General features: G+C 69.4%; 18 protein-coding genes. 9 read left to right on the top strand and 9 right to left on the bottom strand.

The annotated features are described in order from the left end of the window. The first annotated feature begins 40 nt into the window (after positions 1–40). A complete protein-coding gene (locus AB0M54_RS02555) occupies positions 41–997 on the top strand; it encodes a GNAT family N-acetyltransferase (RefSeq protein WP_364314038.1) in 957 nt (318 codons plus the stop codon). Positions 998–1000: 3 nt separating this feature from the next. Here the strand turns inward: AB0M54_RS02555 and AB0M54_RS02550 are convergent, their stop codons facing one another. Then, positions 1001–1462 (bottom strand): gamma-glutamylcyclotransferase, encoded by a 462-nt coding sequence (locus AB0M54_RS02550; protein ID WP_364314040.1) that lies wholly within the window; start codon positions 1460–1462, stop codon positions 1001–1003. Between the two features lie 92 nt (positions 1463–1554). Between AB0M54_RS02550 and AB0M54_RS02545 the strand changes: the two genes are divergently transcribed. Then, positions 1555–2955, top strand: coding sequence for an NAD(P)H-quinone dehydrogenase (locus AB0M54_RS02545; RefSeq protein WP_364468736.1), 1401 nt, complete (start codon positions 1555–1557; stop codon positions 2953–2955). Here AB0M54_RS02545 and AB0M54_RS02540 read toward each other — a convergent pair. Further along, on the bottom strand, positions 2882–3607 hold the full coding sequence (locus AB0M54_RS02540) for a DedA family protein (RefSeq protein WP_364468734.1): 726 nt from the start codon (positions 3605–3607) through the stop codon (positions 2882–2884). The two genes, AB0M54_RS02545 and AB0M54_RS02540, sit on opposite strands and share 74 nt — an antisense overlap. A gap of 337 nt (positions 3608–3944) precedes the next feature. Between AB0M54_RS02540 and AB0M54_RS02535 the strand changes: the two genes are divergently transcribed. The 4 genes from AB0M54_RS02535 to AB0M54_RS02520 all read left to right on the top strand — a co-directional run bounded on the left by AB0M54_RS02535 (position 3945) and on the right by AB0M54_RS02520 (position 7874). Then, entirely contained in the window at positions 3945–5519 is a 1575-nt protein-coding gene (locus tag AB0M54_RS02535; RefSeq protein ID WP_364314049.1) for a circularly permuted type 2 ATP-grasp protein, read from the top strand. After that, on the top strand, positions 5513–6451 hold the full coding sequence (locus tag AB0M54_RS02530) for an alpha-E domain-containing protein (protein ID WP_364314051.1): 939 nt from the start codon (positions 5513–5515) through the stop codon (positions 6449–6451). Before AB0M54_RS02535 ends, AB0M54_RS02530 begins: the two co-directional genes overlap by 7 nt. Further along, positions 6451–7302 carry a transglutaminase family protein gene (locus AB0M54_RS02525; RefSeq protein WP_364314054.1) on the top strand — a complete coding sequence of 284 codons (852 nt, stop codon included), beginning with the start codon at positions 6451–6453 and terminating at the stop codon, positions 7300–7302. The genes AB0M54_RS02530 and AB0M54_RS02525 overlap by 1 nt, the downstream gene beginning before the upstream one ends. 71 nt (positions 7303–7373) lie before the next feature. Then, the gene (locus AB0M54_RS02520; RefSeq protein ID WP_364468732.1) at positions 7374–7874 is read left to right on the top strand and encodes a TetR/AcrR family transcriptional regulator; all 501 of its coding nucleotides are present in this window, start codon (positions 7374–7376) and stop codon (positions 7872–7874) included. On the opposite strand, the gene AB0M54_RS02515 is transcribed toward AB0M54_RS02520, so the two are convergent. After that, the gene (locus AB0M54_RS02515; protein WP_364468730.1) at positions 7864–9606 is read right to left on the bottom strand and encodes a biotin carboxylase N-terminal domain-containing protein; all 1743 of its coding nucleotides are present in this window, start codon (positions 9604–9606) and stop codon (positions 7864–7866) included. The genes AB0M54_RS02520 and AB0M54_RS02515 overlap by 11 nt on opposite strands. Before the next feature lie 372 nt (positions 9607–9978). On the opposite strand from AB0M54_RS02515, the gene AB0M54_RS02510 reads away from it, so the two are divergent. The 3 genes from AB0M54_RS02510 to AB0M54_RS02500 are packed head-to-tail and all read left to right on the top strand — an operon-like array spanning position 9979 to position 12334. Beyond that, the gene (locus AB0M54_RS02510; RefSeq protein WP_364468728.1) at positions 9979–10581 is read left to right on the top strand and encodes a PadR family transcriptional regulator; all 603 of its coding nucleotides are present in this window, start codon (positions 9979–9981) and stop codon (positions 10579–10581) included. A 43-nt stretch (positions 10582–10624) separates the two neighbouring features. After that, complete coding sequence (locus AB0M54_RS02505) at positions 10625–11575, top strand: ATP-binding cassette domain-containing protein (RefSeq protein ID WP_364468725.1); 951 nt, start codon at positions 10625–10627, stop codon at positions 11573–11575. A 3-nt stretch (positions 11576–11578) separates the two neighbouring features. Beyond that, positions 11579–12334, top strand: a complete 756-nt coding sequence (locus tag AB0M54_RS02500) for an ABC transporter permease (RefSeq protein ID WP_364468723.1) — start codon at positions 11579–11581, stop codon at positions 12332–12334. A 23-nt stretch (positions 12335–12357) separates the two neighbouring features. Here AB0M54_RS02500 and AB0M54_RS02495 read toward each other — a convergent pair whose 3' ends face one another. The 6 genes from AB0M54_RS02495 to AB0M54_RS02470 all read right to left on the bottom strand — a co-directional run bounded on the left by AB0M54_RS02495 (position 12358) and on the right by AB0M54_RS02470 (position 16827). Continuing rightward, complete coding sequence (locus AB0M54_RS02495) at positions 12358–13011, bottom strand: O-methyltransferase (protein ID WP_364314067.1); 654 nt, start codon at positions 13009–13011, stop codon at positions 12358–12360. A 2-nt stretch (positions 13012–13013) separates the two neighbouring features. Beyond that, a complete protein-coding gene (locus tag AB0M54_RS02490; RefSeq protein WP_364314070.1) occupies positions 13014–13628 on the bottom strand; it encodes a Maf family protein in 615 nt (204 codons plus the stop codon). A gap of 63 nt (positions 13629–13691) precedes the next feature. Next, positions 13692–14813, bottom strand: a complete 1122-nt coding sequence (locus tag AB0M54_RS02485) for a S8 family serine peptidase (protein WP_364468721.1) — start codon at positions 14811–14813, stop codon at positions 13692–13694. A gap of 5 nt (positions 14814–14818) precedes the next feature. After that, entirely contained in the window at positions 14819–16105 is a 1287-nt protein-coding gene (locus tag AB0M54_RS02480; RefSeq protein WP_364468719.1) for a hypothetical protein, read from the bottom strand. Next, on the bottom strand, positions 16098–16523 hold the full coding sequence (locus AB0M54_RS02475) for a hypothetical protein (RefSeq protein ID WP_364314078.1): 426 nt from the start codon (positions 16521–16523) through the stop codon (positions 16098–16100). Before AB0M54_RS02475 ends, AB0M54_RS02480 begins: the two co-directional genes overlap by 8 nt. Positions 16524–16617: 94 nt before the next feature. Continuing rightward, positions 16618–16827: an acyl-CoA carboxylase epsilon subunit gene (locus tag AB0M54_RS02470; protein WP_364314081.1), complete on the bottom strand. Its 210-nt coding sequence runs from the start codon at positions 16825–16827 to the stop codon at positions 16618–16620. Positions 16828–16896 lie beyond the last annotated feature (69 nt).

Here is a 16896-nt window from a genome sequence, read left to right as displayed (position 1 = left end):
ACACCTACCGACCAGGGCGCTCGTGTGGTCGGATGCTCTGGTGAACGCGCTGCCCGCCGGCTGGTCGACCCGCCGGCCCACCCTTGACGACGTGCCCGACCTGGTCAAACTGACGCATGCCAGCGATCTGGCGGCGGTCGGCGAGCCCGACTTCGGCACCGACGACGTGCGTGAGGCGCTGACCGACGCGAACACCGACATGACCGTCGACTGCTGGGTCGCGCTCGACCCGGACGACACCATCGTCGGCTGGGCGTACCCCCACAATCCGACCGGCGGCGGCCGCGACTTCATCGAGGTCTACACCTGGCCGGGGCGCGGCGAACCGTCCCAGCGGCACCTGCTCGACCTGATCCTGGCCCGGGTGGCGGAGCGGGGCGCGGCGTTCGGCCACGACCCGTACGAGGTCCGGGCCGGCGCCATCCCGACCGAGCACGAGTACATCGCCGCGCTCACCGACGCCGGCTTCGAGTTCCACGCCCAGCACGCCCGGATGTCGATGTCCCTGCGGGGCGTGTCCACGACCCCGCCGGAACCGCCCGAGGGCGTGACCGTGCGGGTGCTCGACCACGAGGACGAGGCCGAGCTGCGGCGGTTCCACGCGGTCATCCAGGAGGCGTTCCGCGACTCCGACCACCAGGCCACCGAGTTCGGCGTGTGGATCCAGCAGGTCCGGGCCCAGTCGACGGTGACCTGGTCGGAGTGGTTCGTGGCCGAGGTCGACGGGCAGATCGCCGGGGCGTTGCAGTCCGCCGACGGTGACGGTTCGGCCGAGGACGAGGGCTGGGTGAGGTCGCTCGCCGTGCTCCGGGCGTACCGGCGGAGGGGTGTGGGTGAGGCGCTCCTGCGCCGAGCCTTCTCGACCTACGCCGCGCACGGCCGGGCCCGGGCCGGTCTCGGCGTGGACATGGCCAACCCGACCCGGGCGGCGCGCCTCTACCGCGCGGTCGGCATGCACCCGCTGTACGAGGCCAACATCTACCGCCGCCTGGCCTGAGGGTCAGGCCTCGGGTGGGGCGGTGCGAGTCGGACGCTGGCGGAGGTCGCTGACGTAGTCGTCGGGCGCGCCCGCCTTCTCCGCCGCGTTCGCGATCTCGGAGAGGTACCAGGCGGTCGGCATGCCGCCCTCGTACCCGTCGAAGACGTAGACCCACGCGGTGAACTCGCCCTCGAGCGAGGCGACACGGACGGTGAGCTTCTGGTACTTGCCCGCCGTCACCCCCTCGACCTCGTCGAGTTGCGCCGCGTCCCACGGGTGGACGTCGTAGACGGACACGAAGACCCGATCGCCGGGTGACTCGACGATCGTCGTGACCGACCCCTCCCAGCCCATTTCCCCCTCACCGGCAAAGGTGAGGCGCCAGCCTTCGATCCACCCCACGCCAACCATCGGCGAGTGCGGACAGTAGGCCCGCATGCGGGCAGGGTCCAGGTTCGAGCCATACGCGGCGTAATGACGCACGGCGATGACGATAACCGGAGAGGCGGGTGGGGGAGAATACGAGGGGTGCGTGTCGGCAGGCATGCCACGTATTTTTTGGAGGTTTGATCCCTGTGACCCGGATTGTGATCATCGGCGGCGGGCCGGGCGGGTACGAGGCGGCCCTGGTCGCCGCGCAACTCGACGCGGACGTGACCCTCGTCGAGGCCGACGGGGCCGGTGGCGCCTGCGTTCTGTCCGACTGTGTCCCCAGCAAGACCTTCATCGCCAGCTCCGAGGTGGTCACCGGCTACCGCAACAACGAGAGCTTCGGCGTCAGCGGCCCGGGTCTGGACGGTGTCACGGTCGACGCGGCGGCCGTGAACACCCGGGTCAAGAAGCTGGCCCTGGCCCAGTCCGGCGACATCCAGGCCAAGCTGATCAAGGCCGGGGTCGACGTGGTGACCGGCCGGGCCAAGCTCGGCGAGGACACCCTCGGGCACACCCACCAGGTGCTGATCACGCCGGCCGGCGGCGAGCCGTACGCGGTGGATGCCTCGACCGTGCTGCTGGCCACCGGCGCCACCCCGCGCGTGCTGCCCAGCGCGGTGCCGGACGGCGAGCGGATCCTCGACTGGCGGCAGGTCTACGACCTGGCTGAGCTGCCGGAACACCTGATCGTCATCGGGTCGGGGGTGACCGGCGCCGAGTTCGCCAGCGCCTACCTGGCGATGGGCGTACCGGTCACCCTGGTCTCGTCCCGCGACCGGGTGATGCCGCACGAGGACGCCGACGCCGCGATGGCCATCGAGCGGGTCTTCCGTGAGCGCGGCATGACGATCCTCAACCAGTCCCGGGCCGAGTCGGTCGTCAACTCCGGCGACGGGGTCACGGTCACGCTGTCCGACGGGCGGGTGGTCGAGGGCTCACACGCGCTGATGGCCGTCGGGGCGATCCCGAACACTGCCGACCTGGGCCTGCCGGAGTACGGCGTCCTGGTCTCGGACGGCGGCCACGTGACCGTCGACCGGGTGTCCCGCGCCAACGTGCCCGGCATCTACGCGGCCGGCGACTGCACCGGCGTGCTGCCCCTGGCCAGCGTGGCCGCGATGCAGGGCCGGATCGCGATCTGGCACGCCATGGGCGAGGCGGTGGCGCCGTTGCGGCTGCGTACCGTCTCGGCCAACGTCTTCACCGACCCCGAGCTGGCCACGGTCGGCGTCACCCAGAACGACGTGGACGCGGGCCGGGTGCCGGCCCGTCAGGTGATGTTGCCGCTGACCGGCAACGCCCGGGCCAAGATGGCCGGGCTGCGGGACGGGTTCGTCAAGCTCTTCTGCCGGCCGGCGACCGGCCAGATCGTCGGCGGCGTGGTGGTCGCGCCCAAGGCGAGCGAGCTGATCCTGCCGATCACGATGGCGATCGAGAACAACCTGACGGTCGATCAGCTCGCGCACACCATCACGATCTACCCGTCGCTGTCGGGGTCGATCGCCGAGGCGGCTCGCCAGCTGATGCAGCACGAGCTGCAGTAGCTTTCTCTTCCTTGCGCCCGCCGAAGAGGGCCAGGATCCAGCCGGCCGTGCCGAAGATCACAGCGGCGGTGGCGGCGATCGCGAACAGCCGCCACGCCGACTGGGTCACCGCGGTGCCGCCGATGTGACCGACCAGCCCGCCGTAGGTGGCCCAGGCCACCGCGGCGGCGCCGTCGTAGGCGATGAACAGCTTGATCGGGTAGCCCCGGCGGCCGGCGTGGTAGCCGCCGGCCATCCGCCCGCCCGGCACGAACCGGCAGAGCAGCAGCACCAGCGGCCCGGGCCGGCGCAGGCCCCGGGTGAACCGCTCGGCCGCCCGCTTGGTCCGCGACGGGTGGTCCTCGCCGTCCTCGTCCTGCTTGGGCCCGAACCGGGCGCGCAAAGCGGACAACCGATCACCGAGCCAGTGGTTTCCGACGTGACCGGCTGTGCGTCCGAGCACGAACGCGATCACGTCGCCGGTGAACATGCCGAGCGCACCCACCGCGATCACCAGGGGCAGTTCGAGCCCGCCGTACACGGTGAGTGCTCCCGTGGTGATCATGATGGCCTGGATCGGCACCACCGGGATCACCGCGTCGGCGGCCAGGAAACCGAAGAGCGCGAGATACACCCATGCCGGTGTCGCCATGGCGGCCAACAGATCGGTCATCGGGAAATGCACCTCACGGCAATCGGCGTCACGTCATTTTGCGTCCGCACCCCTGTGAAGGCGCTGAGTCTCAGCATGCGCCGAGTACCCCGACTCGTGACGGTGATGCCCGCCACGCTACGTGTAGACGGGGGCTGGCCAGGCAGGTTCACCGGAGTGTCGCGCACCTCGTAAACCTCGTCATCCGGAATACGCACGGTGGGCGTAACGTGAAAGCCGCGCCGCACCATCGGGCGGCGATTGGGCCGTCGGCGGGTCCCGTGCCGACGGCCCTCCTCCGAAGTCTTCTGATGACTTCTGTTACCCGTGCGCAACGCCCTGCGCATAGATTCACTCCATGGCGGATCTATTCGAGGAGTACCGCCTCGGCCCCGGCTGGGACGAGATGTTCGGTGAGCCGGGCATGCCGCGCGAGAGCTACGAGGCGCTGCATGCCACGCTTCAGCCGCTGTCCAGCGCTGAGCTGGGCGTACGCGCCGAGGTGCTGGCCCGCGCCTTCCTCGACCAGGGCATCACGTTTGCCCTCAAGGGCGTCGAGCGTCCGTTTCCGCTGGACATCGTGCCGCGGATCATCGCCGCGGCCGAGTGGCGCGCCGTCGAACGCGGCGTCGCCCAGCGGATCCGCGCGCTCGAGGCGTTCCTGGCCGACGTGTACGGCGCCGGCCAGGTGCTCGCCGACGGTGTGGTGCCGCGCCGCATCATCGCCACCAGCGCCCACTTCCTGCGCCAGGCGGCCGGCATCAACCCGCCCAACGGGGTGCGCATCCACGTCTCCGGGGTCGACCTGATCCGCGACGAGCAGGGCGCCTTCCGGGTGCTCGAGGACAACGTACGCATCCCGTCCGGGGTGAGCTACGTGATGGAGAACCGGCGGGCGATGGCCCAGGTGCTGCCCGAGGTGTTCGCGGCGACCCGGATCCTGCCGGTCGAGTCGTACCCGGCGATGCTGCTGCGGGCGTTGCGGGCGGCCGCGCCGATCGGGGTCAACGACCCGACCGTGGTCGTGCTGAGCCCCGGCGTCTTCAACTCGGCCTACTTCGAACACGCGCTGATCGCCCGCGAGATGGGCGTCGAGCTGGTCGAGGGGCGCGACCTGGTGTGCGTGGGCAACGACGTGGCCATGCGTACGACGGCCGGCGAGCAACGCGTCGACGTGATCTACCGGCGCATCGACGACGACTTCCTCGACCCGGTGCACTTCCGGGCCGACTCGGTGATCGGGGTGGCCGGGCTGCTGAACGCCGCGCGGGCCGGTCGGGTGACGATCGCCAACGCGGTCGGCAACGGGGTCGCCGACGACAAGCTGCTCTACACGTACGTGCCGGACCTGATCCGGTACTACCTGAACGAGGAGCCGCTGCTGCCGAACGTGGAGACCTACCGGCTCGACGAGGACGGCGTACTCGATCATGTCCTGTCCCGCCTCGACGAACTGGTGCTGAAGCCGGTGGACGGGGCCGGGGGCGCGGGCATCGTGATCGGGTCTCAGGCCACGTCCGCCTCACTTGCCGCCGTGGCCGCCGAGATCAAGGCGAATCCGCGGGGCTGGATCGCCCAGCGCGAGGTCAAGCTGTCGATGGTGCCCACGCTGATCGGGAACCGGCTGCGCGGCCGGCACGTCGACCTGCGGCCGTTCGCGGTGAACGACGGCTCGAACATCTGGGTGCTGCCGGGCGGGCTGACCCGGGTGGCGCTGCCCGAGGGCGCGCTGGTGGTCAACTCCAGCCAGGGCGGCGGGTCCAAGGACACCTGGGTGTTGGCCGACGCCTCCGACGCCTTCTACGAGACGCCCCACCTGCCCGCCGAGCCGGCCCCGCTGCCCGCCGCGGCCAGCCCCGACCTGGGCCCCGGCGCCACGGCCGCCGAGGAGCAGCAGCAACAGCAACAGCAGGGGGTGGCCGAGCCGTGCTGAGCCGGATCGCCGAGTCGCTCTACTGGATCGGCCGGTACGTCGAACGGGCCGAGGACACCGCCCGCATCCTCGACGTGCACCTCCAGCGCATGCTGGCCGACCCGTGGACCCAGGAAGACTCCGCCTGCCGGTCGCTGCTCGGGGTGATGGGCAAGCCCATCCCGGACGGACTGGTCACCTCGGCCGAGGTGATCAACCTGCTCGGCCTCGACGACCGGAACGCCAGCTCGGTGGTGGGCTCGCTGGCCGCCGCCCGCGAGAACGCCCGCGGCGCCCGCGAGACGGTGTCGTCGGAGATGTGGGAGTGCCTCAACGCCACCTGGCACGGGCTGCCCAACGCGCGCCGGCGGGTCGAGCAGCAGGGGGTGCACTCGTTCTTCCGCTGGGTGCGCGAGCGCTGCGCGGTGATGGCCGGGCTGACCGACGCCACGATGAGCCGGGACGAGGGGTGGCTCTTCCTGGTGCTCGGCCGCAGCGTCGAGCGGGTCGACATGACGGCAAGGCTGCTGCGTACGCACGAGCGCGCCGGCGGCAGCATCCCGTCCTGGCTGACGCTGCTGCGATCATCCGGCGCCTGGGAAACCTTCCTGCGTACCTATCGGGGCGCTCTCGACGATCGACACGCGGCCGAGTTCCTGCTGCTCGACCGCCTCTTCCCCCGCTCGGTCTTCGCCGCCCTCTCCACCGCCGAGGGCTGCCTCACCGACCTCGAGCCCGACCCCGGCCGCGCGGGCGTGGCCACCGACGCCCAGCGGATCGTCGGCCGGGCCCGCACCAACCTCGAGTTCCGCGGCGCCGACGAGCTCATCGACGACCTGTCGCCGGTGCTCACCAGCCTGGAACGCACCTGCTCGCAGGTCAACGAGGCGGTGTCCCGGCGCTACTTCCGGCAGACCTCGGCGGTCAACTGGGTCCGGGGAGTGGTGGCCTGATGGACAGCTGGCGGCTCCGGCTGCAACACAAGACCGGGTACGACTACGCCGGGCCGGTGTCGTCGTCGTACAACGAGGCCCGGATGTGGCCGCGCAACGACGCCCGGCAGGCCGTCCTGGACGCGCGGGTCGAGGTGTGGCCGCCGGCGCGCACCTACCGGTACGAGGACTACTGGGGCACCGTGGTCACCGCGTTCGACGTGCACGCCCCGCACGAGGCGCTGACCGTGACCGCCACCTCCACGGTCGAGACCCTCCCGCCCGGCGACCTGGTCGACACCGGCTCCTCCTGGGAGGACATCGCGGTGCCGGACGTCGTCGACCGCTGGTACGAGCTACTGCTGCCCACCACACGGACGACCATCGACCAGTCGCTGACCGAGATCGCCGCGGACATCCGCGCGGCCCACGCCACCCCGCACGCGGCCGCGCTGGCCGCCTGCGAGTTCGTCCGGGCCGAGGTCACCTACGAGACCGGGTCGACCGGCGTGCAGTCCGACGCGATGCACGCGTGGCGCCAGCGCAAGGGCGTCTGCCAGGACATCAGCCACCTCACGATCGGGCTGCTGCGCTCGATGGGGATGCCGGCTCGGTACGTCTCGGGCTACCTGCACCCGCGGCCCAGCGCGGCGATCGGCGAGAGCGTGGTCGGGCAGAGTCACGCCTGGGTGCAGTGGTGGGTCGGCCGGTGGACCGCGTTCGACCCGACCAACGGCGTCCCGGTCGGCGAACGGCACGTGGTGGTCGGCCGCGGTCGCGAGTACGGCGACGTACCGCCCCTCAAGGGTGTCTACGCCGGACCGAAGAGCACCGGGCAGGGCGTCGAGGTCACCATCACCCGCCTACGCTGACTCGCCGGCCACGCCGGCTCGGGTTCTGTCACGTTGGCTCGGGTTCTGTTTCGCTGGCTACGCTGACTCCGGTGACCACCAAGCCCTACCACCACGGCGACCTGCGGCGGGCGCTGCTGACCGAGGCGGCCGTCGCGATCGAGGAGAGCGGCGTCGCCAAGCTCAGCCTGCGTGACCTGGCCCGCCGGGCCGGGGTGTCGCACGCGGCGCCGACGCACCACTTCGGCGACAAGGCCGGGCTGCTCACCGCGCTGGCCGTCGAGGGCTACCACCGGCTGGCGGCCGAGCTCGGCGCGGCCGAGAGCTTCCTCGACGGCGGGGTCGCGTACGTGCGGTTCGCCGTCACCCACCGTGCGCACTTCGAGGTGATGTTCCGGCCCGACCTGTACCACGCCTCCGACCCCGCGGTGGTGTCGTCCATGGGCGGCCCGTCCCCTTCAGCCGCTTCGGCCGCTCCATCGGCTTCAGCTGCTTCGTCGGCCTCGGCCGCTCCATCAGCCTTGGCCGCTTCGTCGGCTTCGTCGGCGGCGGAGGAGGCGGCGCGCAGGGTGCTGCGGCAGCTCAATCAATAGTGCAGATCGTGGCGCCGGCCGTGATCGTGGCTCCCACCTCGACCGACAGGCCGTTCACCGTGCCGGCCTTGTGGGCGGTCAGCGGCTGCTCCATCTTCATCGCCTCGACGACCACGATGACGTCACCCTCGGCCACCTCGTCGCCGTTCTGGGCGGCGACCTTGACGATCGTGCCCTGCATCGGGGCGGTCAGCGCCGCTTTGCTGACGGCGCCGGCCGCGGCCGCGGCGCCCGCCCGCCGGGCCGGCTTCCGGGCCGCCGCCGGGCCCGGCGCCCCGCTCGTGAAGGCCGGCAGTGTCACCTCGAGCCGCTTGCCGCCGACCTCGACCACGATCGTCTCGCGCTCCGGCTCATCGGCCCCTTCGGCCGGCGCGGCCTGGAACGGCGGCACCTCGTTGGCCCACTCGGTCTCGATCCAGCGGGTGTGCACGGTGAACTCGTCGGCGAAGGCCGGGTCGCGCACCACCGCCCGGTGGAACGGCAGCACCGTCGCGATGCCCTCGACCACGGTCTCGTCCAGCACCCGGCGGGCCCGCTCGATCGCCTCCGGCCGCGTCGCGCCGACAACGATGATCTTGGCCAGCATCGAGTCGAAGTTTCCGCCGATCACACTGCCGTTCACCACCCCCGAGTCCACCCGTACGCCCGGACCCGACGGCCAGCTCAGCGCGGTGACCGTGCCCGGGGCGGGCAGGAAGTTGCGCCCCGCGTCCTCGCCGTTGATCCGGAACTCGATCGCATGCCCGCGCGGTTCCGGGTCGTCGGTGATGGTGAGTTCCTGACCGTCGGCGATCCGGAACTGCTCGCGTACCAGGTCGAGCCCCGTGGTCTCCTCGCTGACCGGGTGTTCCACCTGGAGCCGGGTGTTGACCTCGAGGAACGAGATCGTCCCGTCCGGCCCGACCAGGTATTCCACCGTGCCGGCCCCGTGGTAGCCGGCCTCCCGGCAGATCGCCTTCGCGCTGTCGTGGATCTGGGCGCGCTGCTCGTCGCTGAGGAACGGCGCCGGCGCTTCCTCGACCAGCTTCTGGTGGCGGCGCTGCAACGAGCAGTCGCGGGTCCCGACCACCACGACGTTGCCCCGCGTGTCGGCCAGCACCTGCGCCTCGACGTGCCGCGGCCGGTCCAGGTAGCGCTCGACGAAGCACTCACCCCGCCCGAACGCCGCGACCGCCTCCCGTGTCGCCGACTCGAACAGCGCCGGGATCTCCTCGATCGTCCGGGCCACCTTGAGCCCCCGGCCGCCCCCGCCGAACGCCGCCTTGATCGCCACCGGCAGCCCGTGCTCCTCGGCGAACGCCACGATCTCCGCGGCGCCATCCACCGGTTCGGCGGTCCCCGGCACCAGCGGCGCGCCGGCCCGCTGAGCGATGTGCCGGGCGGTCACCTTGTCCCCAAGATCGCGAATGGCCTGCGGCGTCGGCCCGATCCAGATCAGATTCGCGTCGAGTACGGCCTGAGCGAAGTCGGCGTTCTCCGACAGGAACCCGTAGCCCGGGTGAACGGCATCGGCCCCGCTGCGACCCGCCACGTCGAGAAGCTTGTCGATGCGCAGGTAGGTGTCGGCCGCGGTCTCGCCCCCCAGCGAGTACGCCTCATCGGCCAGCCGGGCATGAGGCGAATCCCGATCACTGTCGGCATAGACGGCGACACTGCCCAGCCCCGCATCCCGGCAGGCTCGAATGACGCGGACCGCGATCTCGCCCCGATTGGCGACCAATACCTTGCGCACGTGCCGAGCCTAGATGAGCTTTCCTCGCGGTGCGCCGCGGCTGTGGACGTGGCAGTGGCTGTGCCTGTGGACAGGCCAACAGGGCCGTGCCTGTGGACAGCCAACAGGAACGTCACATTCGACGGCTACCGTGACGCCCACCCAGTGCCGGGGTGGGGGAGGCGGCGGCCCGTCTCGTAGCGCAACCCACCCCCCGGCGAGGTGGGCCGCGCGAGCGGCCGGAGGTGGGCCGCGTCAGCGGCCGGAGGGTGACCGCTTACGCAGGTGGAGCGGAGCGACCCTCGGCGGGAGCAGCGGTCTGCACCACCCACCCGGCTGCGACCGGCCCTTGATCTTGGTGTTTGGTCAAACTTGTCTAATAAACTTGTCGGCATGTCGGCAACTCGCATGATGATCCTCGGGCTGGTGCAGTGGATGCAGCCGGTGCACGGCTATGACGTGCGGCGGGAGCTGCTGAGCTGGAGTGCCGACAAGTGGGCGAATGTGCAGCCGGGGTCGATTTATCACGCTCTGCGCAAGTTGGCTGATGAGGGGCTGCTGCATGAGGTGGCCACCGAGCAGGTGGGGGCGCGGCCGGCTCGGACCACGTATGGCATCACGGAGCGGGGGGCGGCGGAGTTTCAGGCGTTGCTGCGGAACGAGTGGTGGAACCTGACCGGGCCGGCCGATCCGTTCATGGCGGCGTTCTCGTTTCTGCCGGCGCTGCCGCGTGATGAGGCTGCGGCTGCGCTGCGTAATCGGGCGACTCAGTTGCGGGCCGGGATCGAGCAGCTTCGGGCGGCCAACGAGGCCGACTGGGTGAAGACCAAGCCGGTCTTCGTGAGCTGGATGTGGGAGCGGTCGATCGACATGGGTGAGGCGGAAATTCGCTGGTGCGAGCGTACGGCGAAGCTGATCGAGGAGGGGACGCCGTACGTGCCGGAGACCTTCACGCCGCAGCGGCCGGGCGAGGCGCCGGCGGGCTGGGTCGAATAATCAAGTTTGACTAGTCCAGCTTGAGAGGCCTAGCCTCCTTCGTATGATCCAGACGAAGGGGCTACGTAAGTCGTTCACGTCCCGGCAAGGCCGGGAGAAGAAGGTGGTCGAGGCCGTCCGCGGCGTCGATCTCGAGGTCGCCGCGGGGGAGATCTTCGGCTTCCTCGGCCCGAACGGCGCCGGCAAGACCACCACCCTGCGGATGCTCGCCACGCTCATCGAGCCGGACGGCGGCTCCGCCACGATCAACGGCGTCGACCTGCTGCGGGACCCGGGCGAGGTGCGCCGGCGGATCGGGTACGTCGCGCAGGGCGGCAGCACCTGGGACGAGTCGACCGCGCGCGAGGAGCTGGTTCTTCAGGCGCGGCTGTACGGGGTTTCGAAAAGCGCCGCCCTCGAACGGGCGGCCCGGGTGCTGGACGGCTTCCAGCTCGCCGAGTACGCCGACCGCAAGTGCAAGACGTACTCCGGCGGCCAGCGGCGCCGGGTCGACATCGCGCTCGGGATCATCCACGAGCCGAAGGTCGTGTTCCTCGACGAGCCGACGACCGGGCTCGACCCGCAGAGCCGGGCCCACATGTGGGACGAGGTGCGCCGGCTCCGGGACGAGGGGATGACCATCTTCATCACCACGCACTACCTCGACGAGGCGGACGCGCTCTGTGACCGGATCTCCATCATGGATCACGGAGTGGTGGTCGCCTCCGGGTCACCGGCCTCGCTGAAGCGTGACATTTCCGGCGACGTGGTGCGGGTGTCCACGCCGGTCGTCTCGGCGGCCGCCGAAGCCCTCGACTCGGCCCCGTTCGTGACCAAGATCGAGACGCATGACGACAGCGTGCGGCTCTACGTCGACGACGGGGCCGCCGCGATCCCGCTCATCCTCCGGGCCCTCGACGCCGCGTCGGTCGAGCTCAGAACCATCGAGCTGCACCGGCCCAGCCTCGACGACGTGTTCCTGACCAAGACCGGCCGATCGCTGCGGGAGAGCTGAGCGATGAAACTGCTGCGCGACATCTCACTGATCTTCAACCGTCAGATGCAGCTGCTGCTGCGGAACCCGGTGTGGATCGCGGTCGGGCTCTTCCAGCCGGTGATGTATCTGCTGCTGTTCGCCCCGCTGCTCAAGCCGGCGCTGGGCGTGCGCACGAACGCTGAGGCGTACGAGATCTTCGTGCCCGGCCTGCTGGTGCTGCTCGCCATCTTCGGCGGGCTGTTTCAGGGCTTCGGCCTGATCGCCGAGTTGCGGGCCGGGGTGATCGAGCGCTCCCGGGTCACCCCCGTCAGCCGGCTCGCCCTATTGCTCGGGCGCTCGTTGCGGGACACCGTGTCGCTGATCGCCCAGGCGGTGATCATCACCCTGCTGGCGTTGGCCTTCGACCTGCGGGTGTTCATCGGGAACCTGCTGTTGGCGTACCTCATGCTCGCGCTCATATCACTTATGACGTCGGCAGTGAGCTATGGCGTTGCATTGGCCGTGAAGAGCGAGGACGCGCTGGCGCCGCTGATGAACACGGTGGCCCAGCCGGTGCTGCTGCTGTCCGGCATTCTGCTGCCGCTGACGTACGCCCCCGGCTGGCTCCAGGGCATCGCGAACTGGAACCCGTTCTCCTGGGCGGTCGACGGGACGCGGGCGCTGTTCCGAGGCGATCTGGGCTCACCCGACGTGTGGCAGGGGCTGCTCATCATGGCGCTGCTGGCGGTGCTGGCCGTGACCTGGGCGGCGCGGCTGTTCGCCCGCTCGGTCCGCTAATTAGAGGTTCCGGGCCGGTTCCGCTAGAGCTTCCGGGCCATCGTGATGCCGTCTCCGATGGGGACGATCACCAGCTCGACCCGTGTGTCCGCCACCGCCGCGGCGTTGAAGTCGACGACGCCCCGGTCACGCTGGTCCCGCGGGTCGAGCACGCGGCCGCTCCACAGGACGTTGTCGACCAGGACAAGGCCGCCCCGGCGCATCCGTGGCACGAGCGCGTTCCAATAGGTCGTGTAGTTCTCCTTGTCAGCGTCGATGAACACCAGGTCCAGGTGTTCCTCGGCCGGCAAGGCGGTGATCCCGTCGGCCGCCGGCCCGATGCGTAGCTCGATGCGGTCCTGCACGCCGGCCCGCCGCCAGTAGCGCTGGGCGATGTCGGTCCACTCGGTGGAGACGTCGAAGCAGATCAGCTTGCCGCCCTCGGCCATTCCCCGGGCGATGGCCAGCGACGACAGCCCCGTGAAGGTGCCGATCTCGACGGCGTTCCGTGCCTGCGTGACCGCGGCCAGGATCTTGAGGAAGGCGGCCTGCTCCGGTGCGACCTGCATGCCGGCCGCGTCGGGCAGGTTGGCCCGCGTCTCGGCGATCAGATCGGCCGTGATGGCGTCGGGCGGCGTCGAATGGGCCAGGAGGTAGGCGTGCAGGTCCGGGGTGAGCTGAAGCGGTTCGTACGTCACTCTTAGTCTCTCCACAGCTGCGTGATGGACACGTTGAGTTCGCCGAGCAGGCGGCGCATCAGCGGCAGCGACAGCCCGACCACGTTGCCCGGGTCACCTTCGATCCGCTCCACGAAGGCCCCGCCACGCCCGTCGATCGTGAATGAGCCGGCCACGTGCAACGGTTCCTCGGTCGCCACGTACGCCTCGATCTCCGCGTCGGTGATGTCCGCGAAGTGCACCACAGTCGTGCCGACATCCTCGGCCTGCCGCCCCGTGACCAGGTCGGTCAGGTGATGCCCCGTGTGCAGCACCCCCGACTTGCCCCGCATGGCCTGCCACCGCTCAACCGCCTCACCCGCGTCGGCCGGCTTGCCGAGAATCTGCCCTTCGAACGCCAGCACCGAGTCACACCCCAGCACCAGCACCCCCGGGTCAGCCTGCATCCGCGCGGCGACGGTGCGAGCCTTCATCCGAGCCAGAGCCAAACTCAGCGTGTACGCGTCCTCGGCCTCGACAACAGACTCGTCCACGCCGCTGACCAGCACATCAACGTCAATCCCGGCAGCCTTGAGCAGAGCGCGGCGGGCCGGGCTGGCAGAGGCGAGAACAAGACGGTACGAAATGTCGGTCAGCACAGCCTGCACGCTACAGACCACAGCTCACGGTGACCCCCCACTGCACCGATGTGTCTCCGAACTTCACCGCACACGCCGCCGCCGAGCGACAAGCAGAGCGATCAGCCCTCCGACGAGCACCACGCCGCCCCCGACAACGGCGGCAATTGCTCCGACGGGTACCCCGTAAGAGTCCGTCTCGGGCGAGGCTTGACCGGTGCCGGTGCCGGTGCCGGCGGTGGACGTGGCCGGGGGAGCGTCACTGGCCTGACCGGTGGCGGGGGCGTCGGCAGTCAATGCTTTGACGATATTGAGCACCCCAAACCCACACTCATCATCCCGCCCGGATGGACCGATGTCAGTCGCAGTTGACGTAAGTCGCTCTACGACCTGTTGCGCTGACAGATCCGGGAACTTCGCTCGAACGAGCGCAGCAGCCCCTGACACGATTGCCGTCGCAGGCGATGTCCCGTCGAAGGTTGCATAGCGGTCTTTGGGCTCAGTGCTGGTGATGTCCATTCCTGGGGCACAGATCTGGACAGGCGATCCCTTCATTGAGATCGCGGCGTGTTTACCGCTTTTGTCGATCGCGCCGACCGCTAAGACGCCGTCTAGGGATGCGGGATTTCCAAAGGTGACCATCCGCGGCCGATTCCCGCTGCCGGCGACGATAAGTTTATCACTGGCGAGCGCCTTCTGGACGGCGTCTTCGAGCGCGATTGAAGGGCCGGCCGCTGACGATATGTTAATGACCTGCACCTCTTGGGAAGAAAGCCAATCGAGGCCCTTGGCGATCGTCGCGCTGTTACCGTTGTCCTCCGCGTTGGATTCCTTGACGGGCAAGATTTTCGCTTCGGGCGCGATGCCGACCACGCCCGCTTCACCGGACCGGCCGTGTCCCGCGATTAGCCCAGCCATCTCTGTTCCGTGTCCGTCAGTATCGGTCCTGCCCGTGCTGTCGCCTCCGGATACCACATCGTGGCCCGACAGCAAGTTACGGCGCAGGTCGGGGTGAGGCGCGACGCCCGTGTCAATGACGCCAACCGTCACACCTTTGCCGGTGCTGATCGCGTTGGCTTGGGCAATGTTGAGATAGCCGAGATGCCACATCGACTTGCGAATGTCATCTGCCCGCGCGGGTGTTGATGGTAAAGCGATCGTGCCGGCCAGAGCGGCTATGGCGGCGATAGTTAGAGCTTTTCGCATGACTTCTAGTCGAGTCCGATTGCAGGGCCGGGATCGACAGGCTGCTCTTTCGAAGGCATCAGGACAGGTGGTACTCCCTCGGCCGTAGCCCATGGGTTATCGGGATCCCAACGCCGACCCTGCGAGCCCGAATTATCATCGGCCGAGTTGGGTGATCCCATCGGCATAACCGAGTTCCCGGCACTCTGTCCAATTACGCCCCCAACGGGATTCACGCGCTGCGGCGCAGTCCGCGAGACCGGCCCCTGAGGTGCGCCAATGACTCCGCCCGGCGGGATTGCGCCGCGCGGCCCCGCTGGCGCTGCACGTGACAATCCAGAGCTAACACCGCCTTGCGCGCCACCGATCGGACCTGGTCCTGCGGGGGCTTTCCCGATAGGCCGGATCGGTGCACCGGGCAAGCCAGGTACTGCGCCGATTGTCGGACCGGGGAGGCCCGGTGACGGCGTTACGATTGGTGACTGAGGCTGTGGTCCAACAAGGGGCGGCTGGTTCCCCCCGAGCACAAGCCCAGGATGACCGGGTGCCGTCGGTGTCACGCTGCCCACACTGGCCGGAAACTGCTGACTAGGTCTCGCGAGGTGAGACGGAGACGACTGCGCGCCTGTGTCAGGGTCGAACGGGACGACAGGAGGAAGCGGAGGTGCGGAATATTCGCTGCCGTTCCTAATCTCTTTGTCGTCACTGACGCTCTTGGACGGGTCATATGGCTTCGGCTGGCGGAGTTGGGACTTTGCTTCGATTAGGTCGATGCTCAGGCTGGACATTAGGCCGCGGGCGCGGGTCTCCAGTTCGGCCTGGCGGCCTGTGGGCACCGGGTTCCTCGGCGTGGGACGCGGCATTGCGCCTTTGCCGCCGACCGGCATGGCCGCGACTTCTTTAGCGTGTTCGTAGTCGACGAGCTTGGACTCGTTGGCCAGGTACTCGGTGACCACCCGCTCCAGCTCGGTGCGGGTCGAGCTGATCGACAGGGTCGCGCTGCTCAGGGCGCTGTGGTTGGCGATCGCCGCGTCGTAGGTTTCCTGAAGGTGGCCCAGCAGCTCGTCCAGCCGGGCGACATACGCGGCGGCCGCCGGGCTCTTGCCGGGCGGCCACGCCGTGGCGAGGTTCTCCCGGTAGTTCCGGACTGCCGACATGTGCTGCAACGTCAGCTCGTAGGACTTGCGCCAGCCGTCGACCAGCTGCCAATGCGGCGTGGTGTCCTGGTTCTGCAGGGTCATCCACATGTCGACCATTGACGCGTTGGCCCAGTTCGTGCCGCCGTAGCCGCCGCCTCCGCCGGGATCAAGCATCGGGGGCCACCTCGCCCATCGGGGTCACCGCGCTGTGAAAGGCGTTGTCGACGTCCTTGACGCGGGCCTGGGCGAACGCGTCGCTGCCGTCGTACTCCCGGCTGATCTCCTGCGCCGCCGTCGCGAAGGTGTTCGTGCCGTTGGCGAAGTTGTAGACGTTGATGTGGGTCGCGTCCTGGACCCTCAGGTGCTCCTCCATGAAGCCGACGAGCTCGGGGAACGTTGCCGCCGGTGGGGGCAGCTCGGTGAGCATCTTGTCGGTCACGCTCGTGAGGTGGGGGACGTAGTTGGTCTCCACGTCGGTTCGGAGTTTTTTCGCGAACTCCTCCATGGCCGCGATGTCGGCCTCGATCGTGCCGAAATCTGTGTAGCCGTAGTCGCGGAGCCAACCTGGCCCGCGGTCCTCCTCCGCCAGCATCGCCGCTCCCTCCCCGGACGGAACACCGTGAAGATCCGTTCACGTACGTCGATGTGTTCGGATCCACCGCGAGAGTAGCGGCTCCGAGCGCCCCTCAGGACGCCCTGTGGACAAAGCCCGACGCGCGCCAGGAGGAGGGCCCTTTTACCGGGCGGGCGCTGCGGGCCCACTCCGACCGGGGCGGATGTGAGACCGCGTACATGGAGGATCTTGAGGCCCGGGCGGCGACCACCGCGAGCAGCGCGGCCAGCTCTTCTTCGGTCGGTGTGCCTCGGACGACGCTGACCTGCGGTTCCGCATCCATCGACAGAGCCTACGACAATCTCGGGGAGGGCTCGGTGACACGAATCCCACACTCGGCTGATCGATTAGC

Source organism: Actinoplanes sp. NPDC051470 (genome assembly GCF_040682035.1).
GTDB lineage: Bacteria > Actinomycetota > Actinomycetes > Mycobacteriales > Micromonosporaceae > Actinoplanes.
Note: the sequence above shows the minus strand (reverse complement) of the source record. Positions and strands in the feature narration are given on the sequence as shown.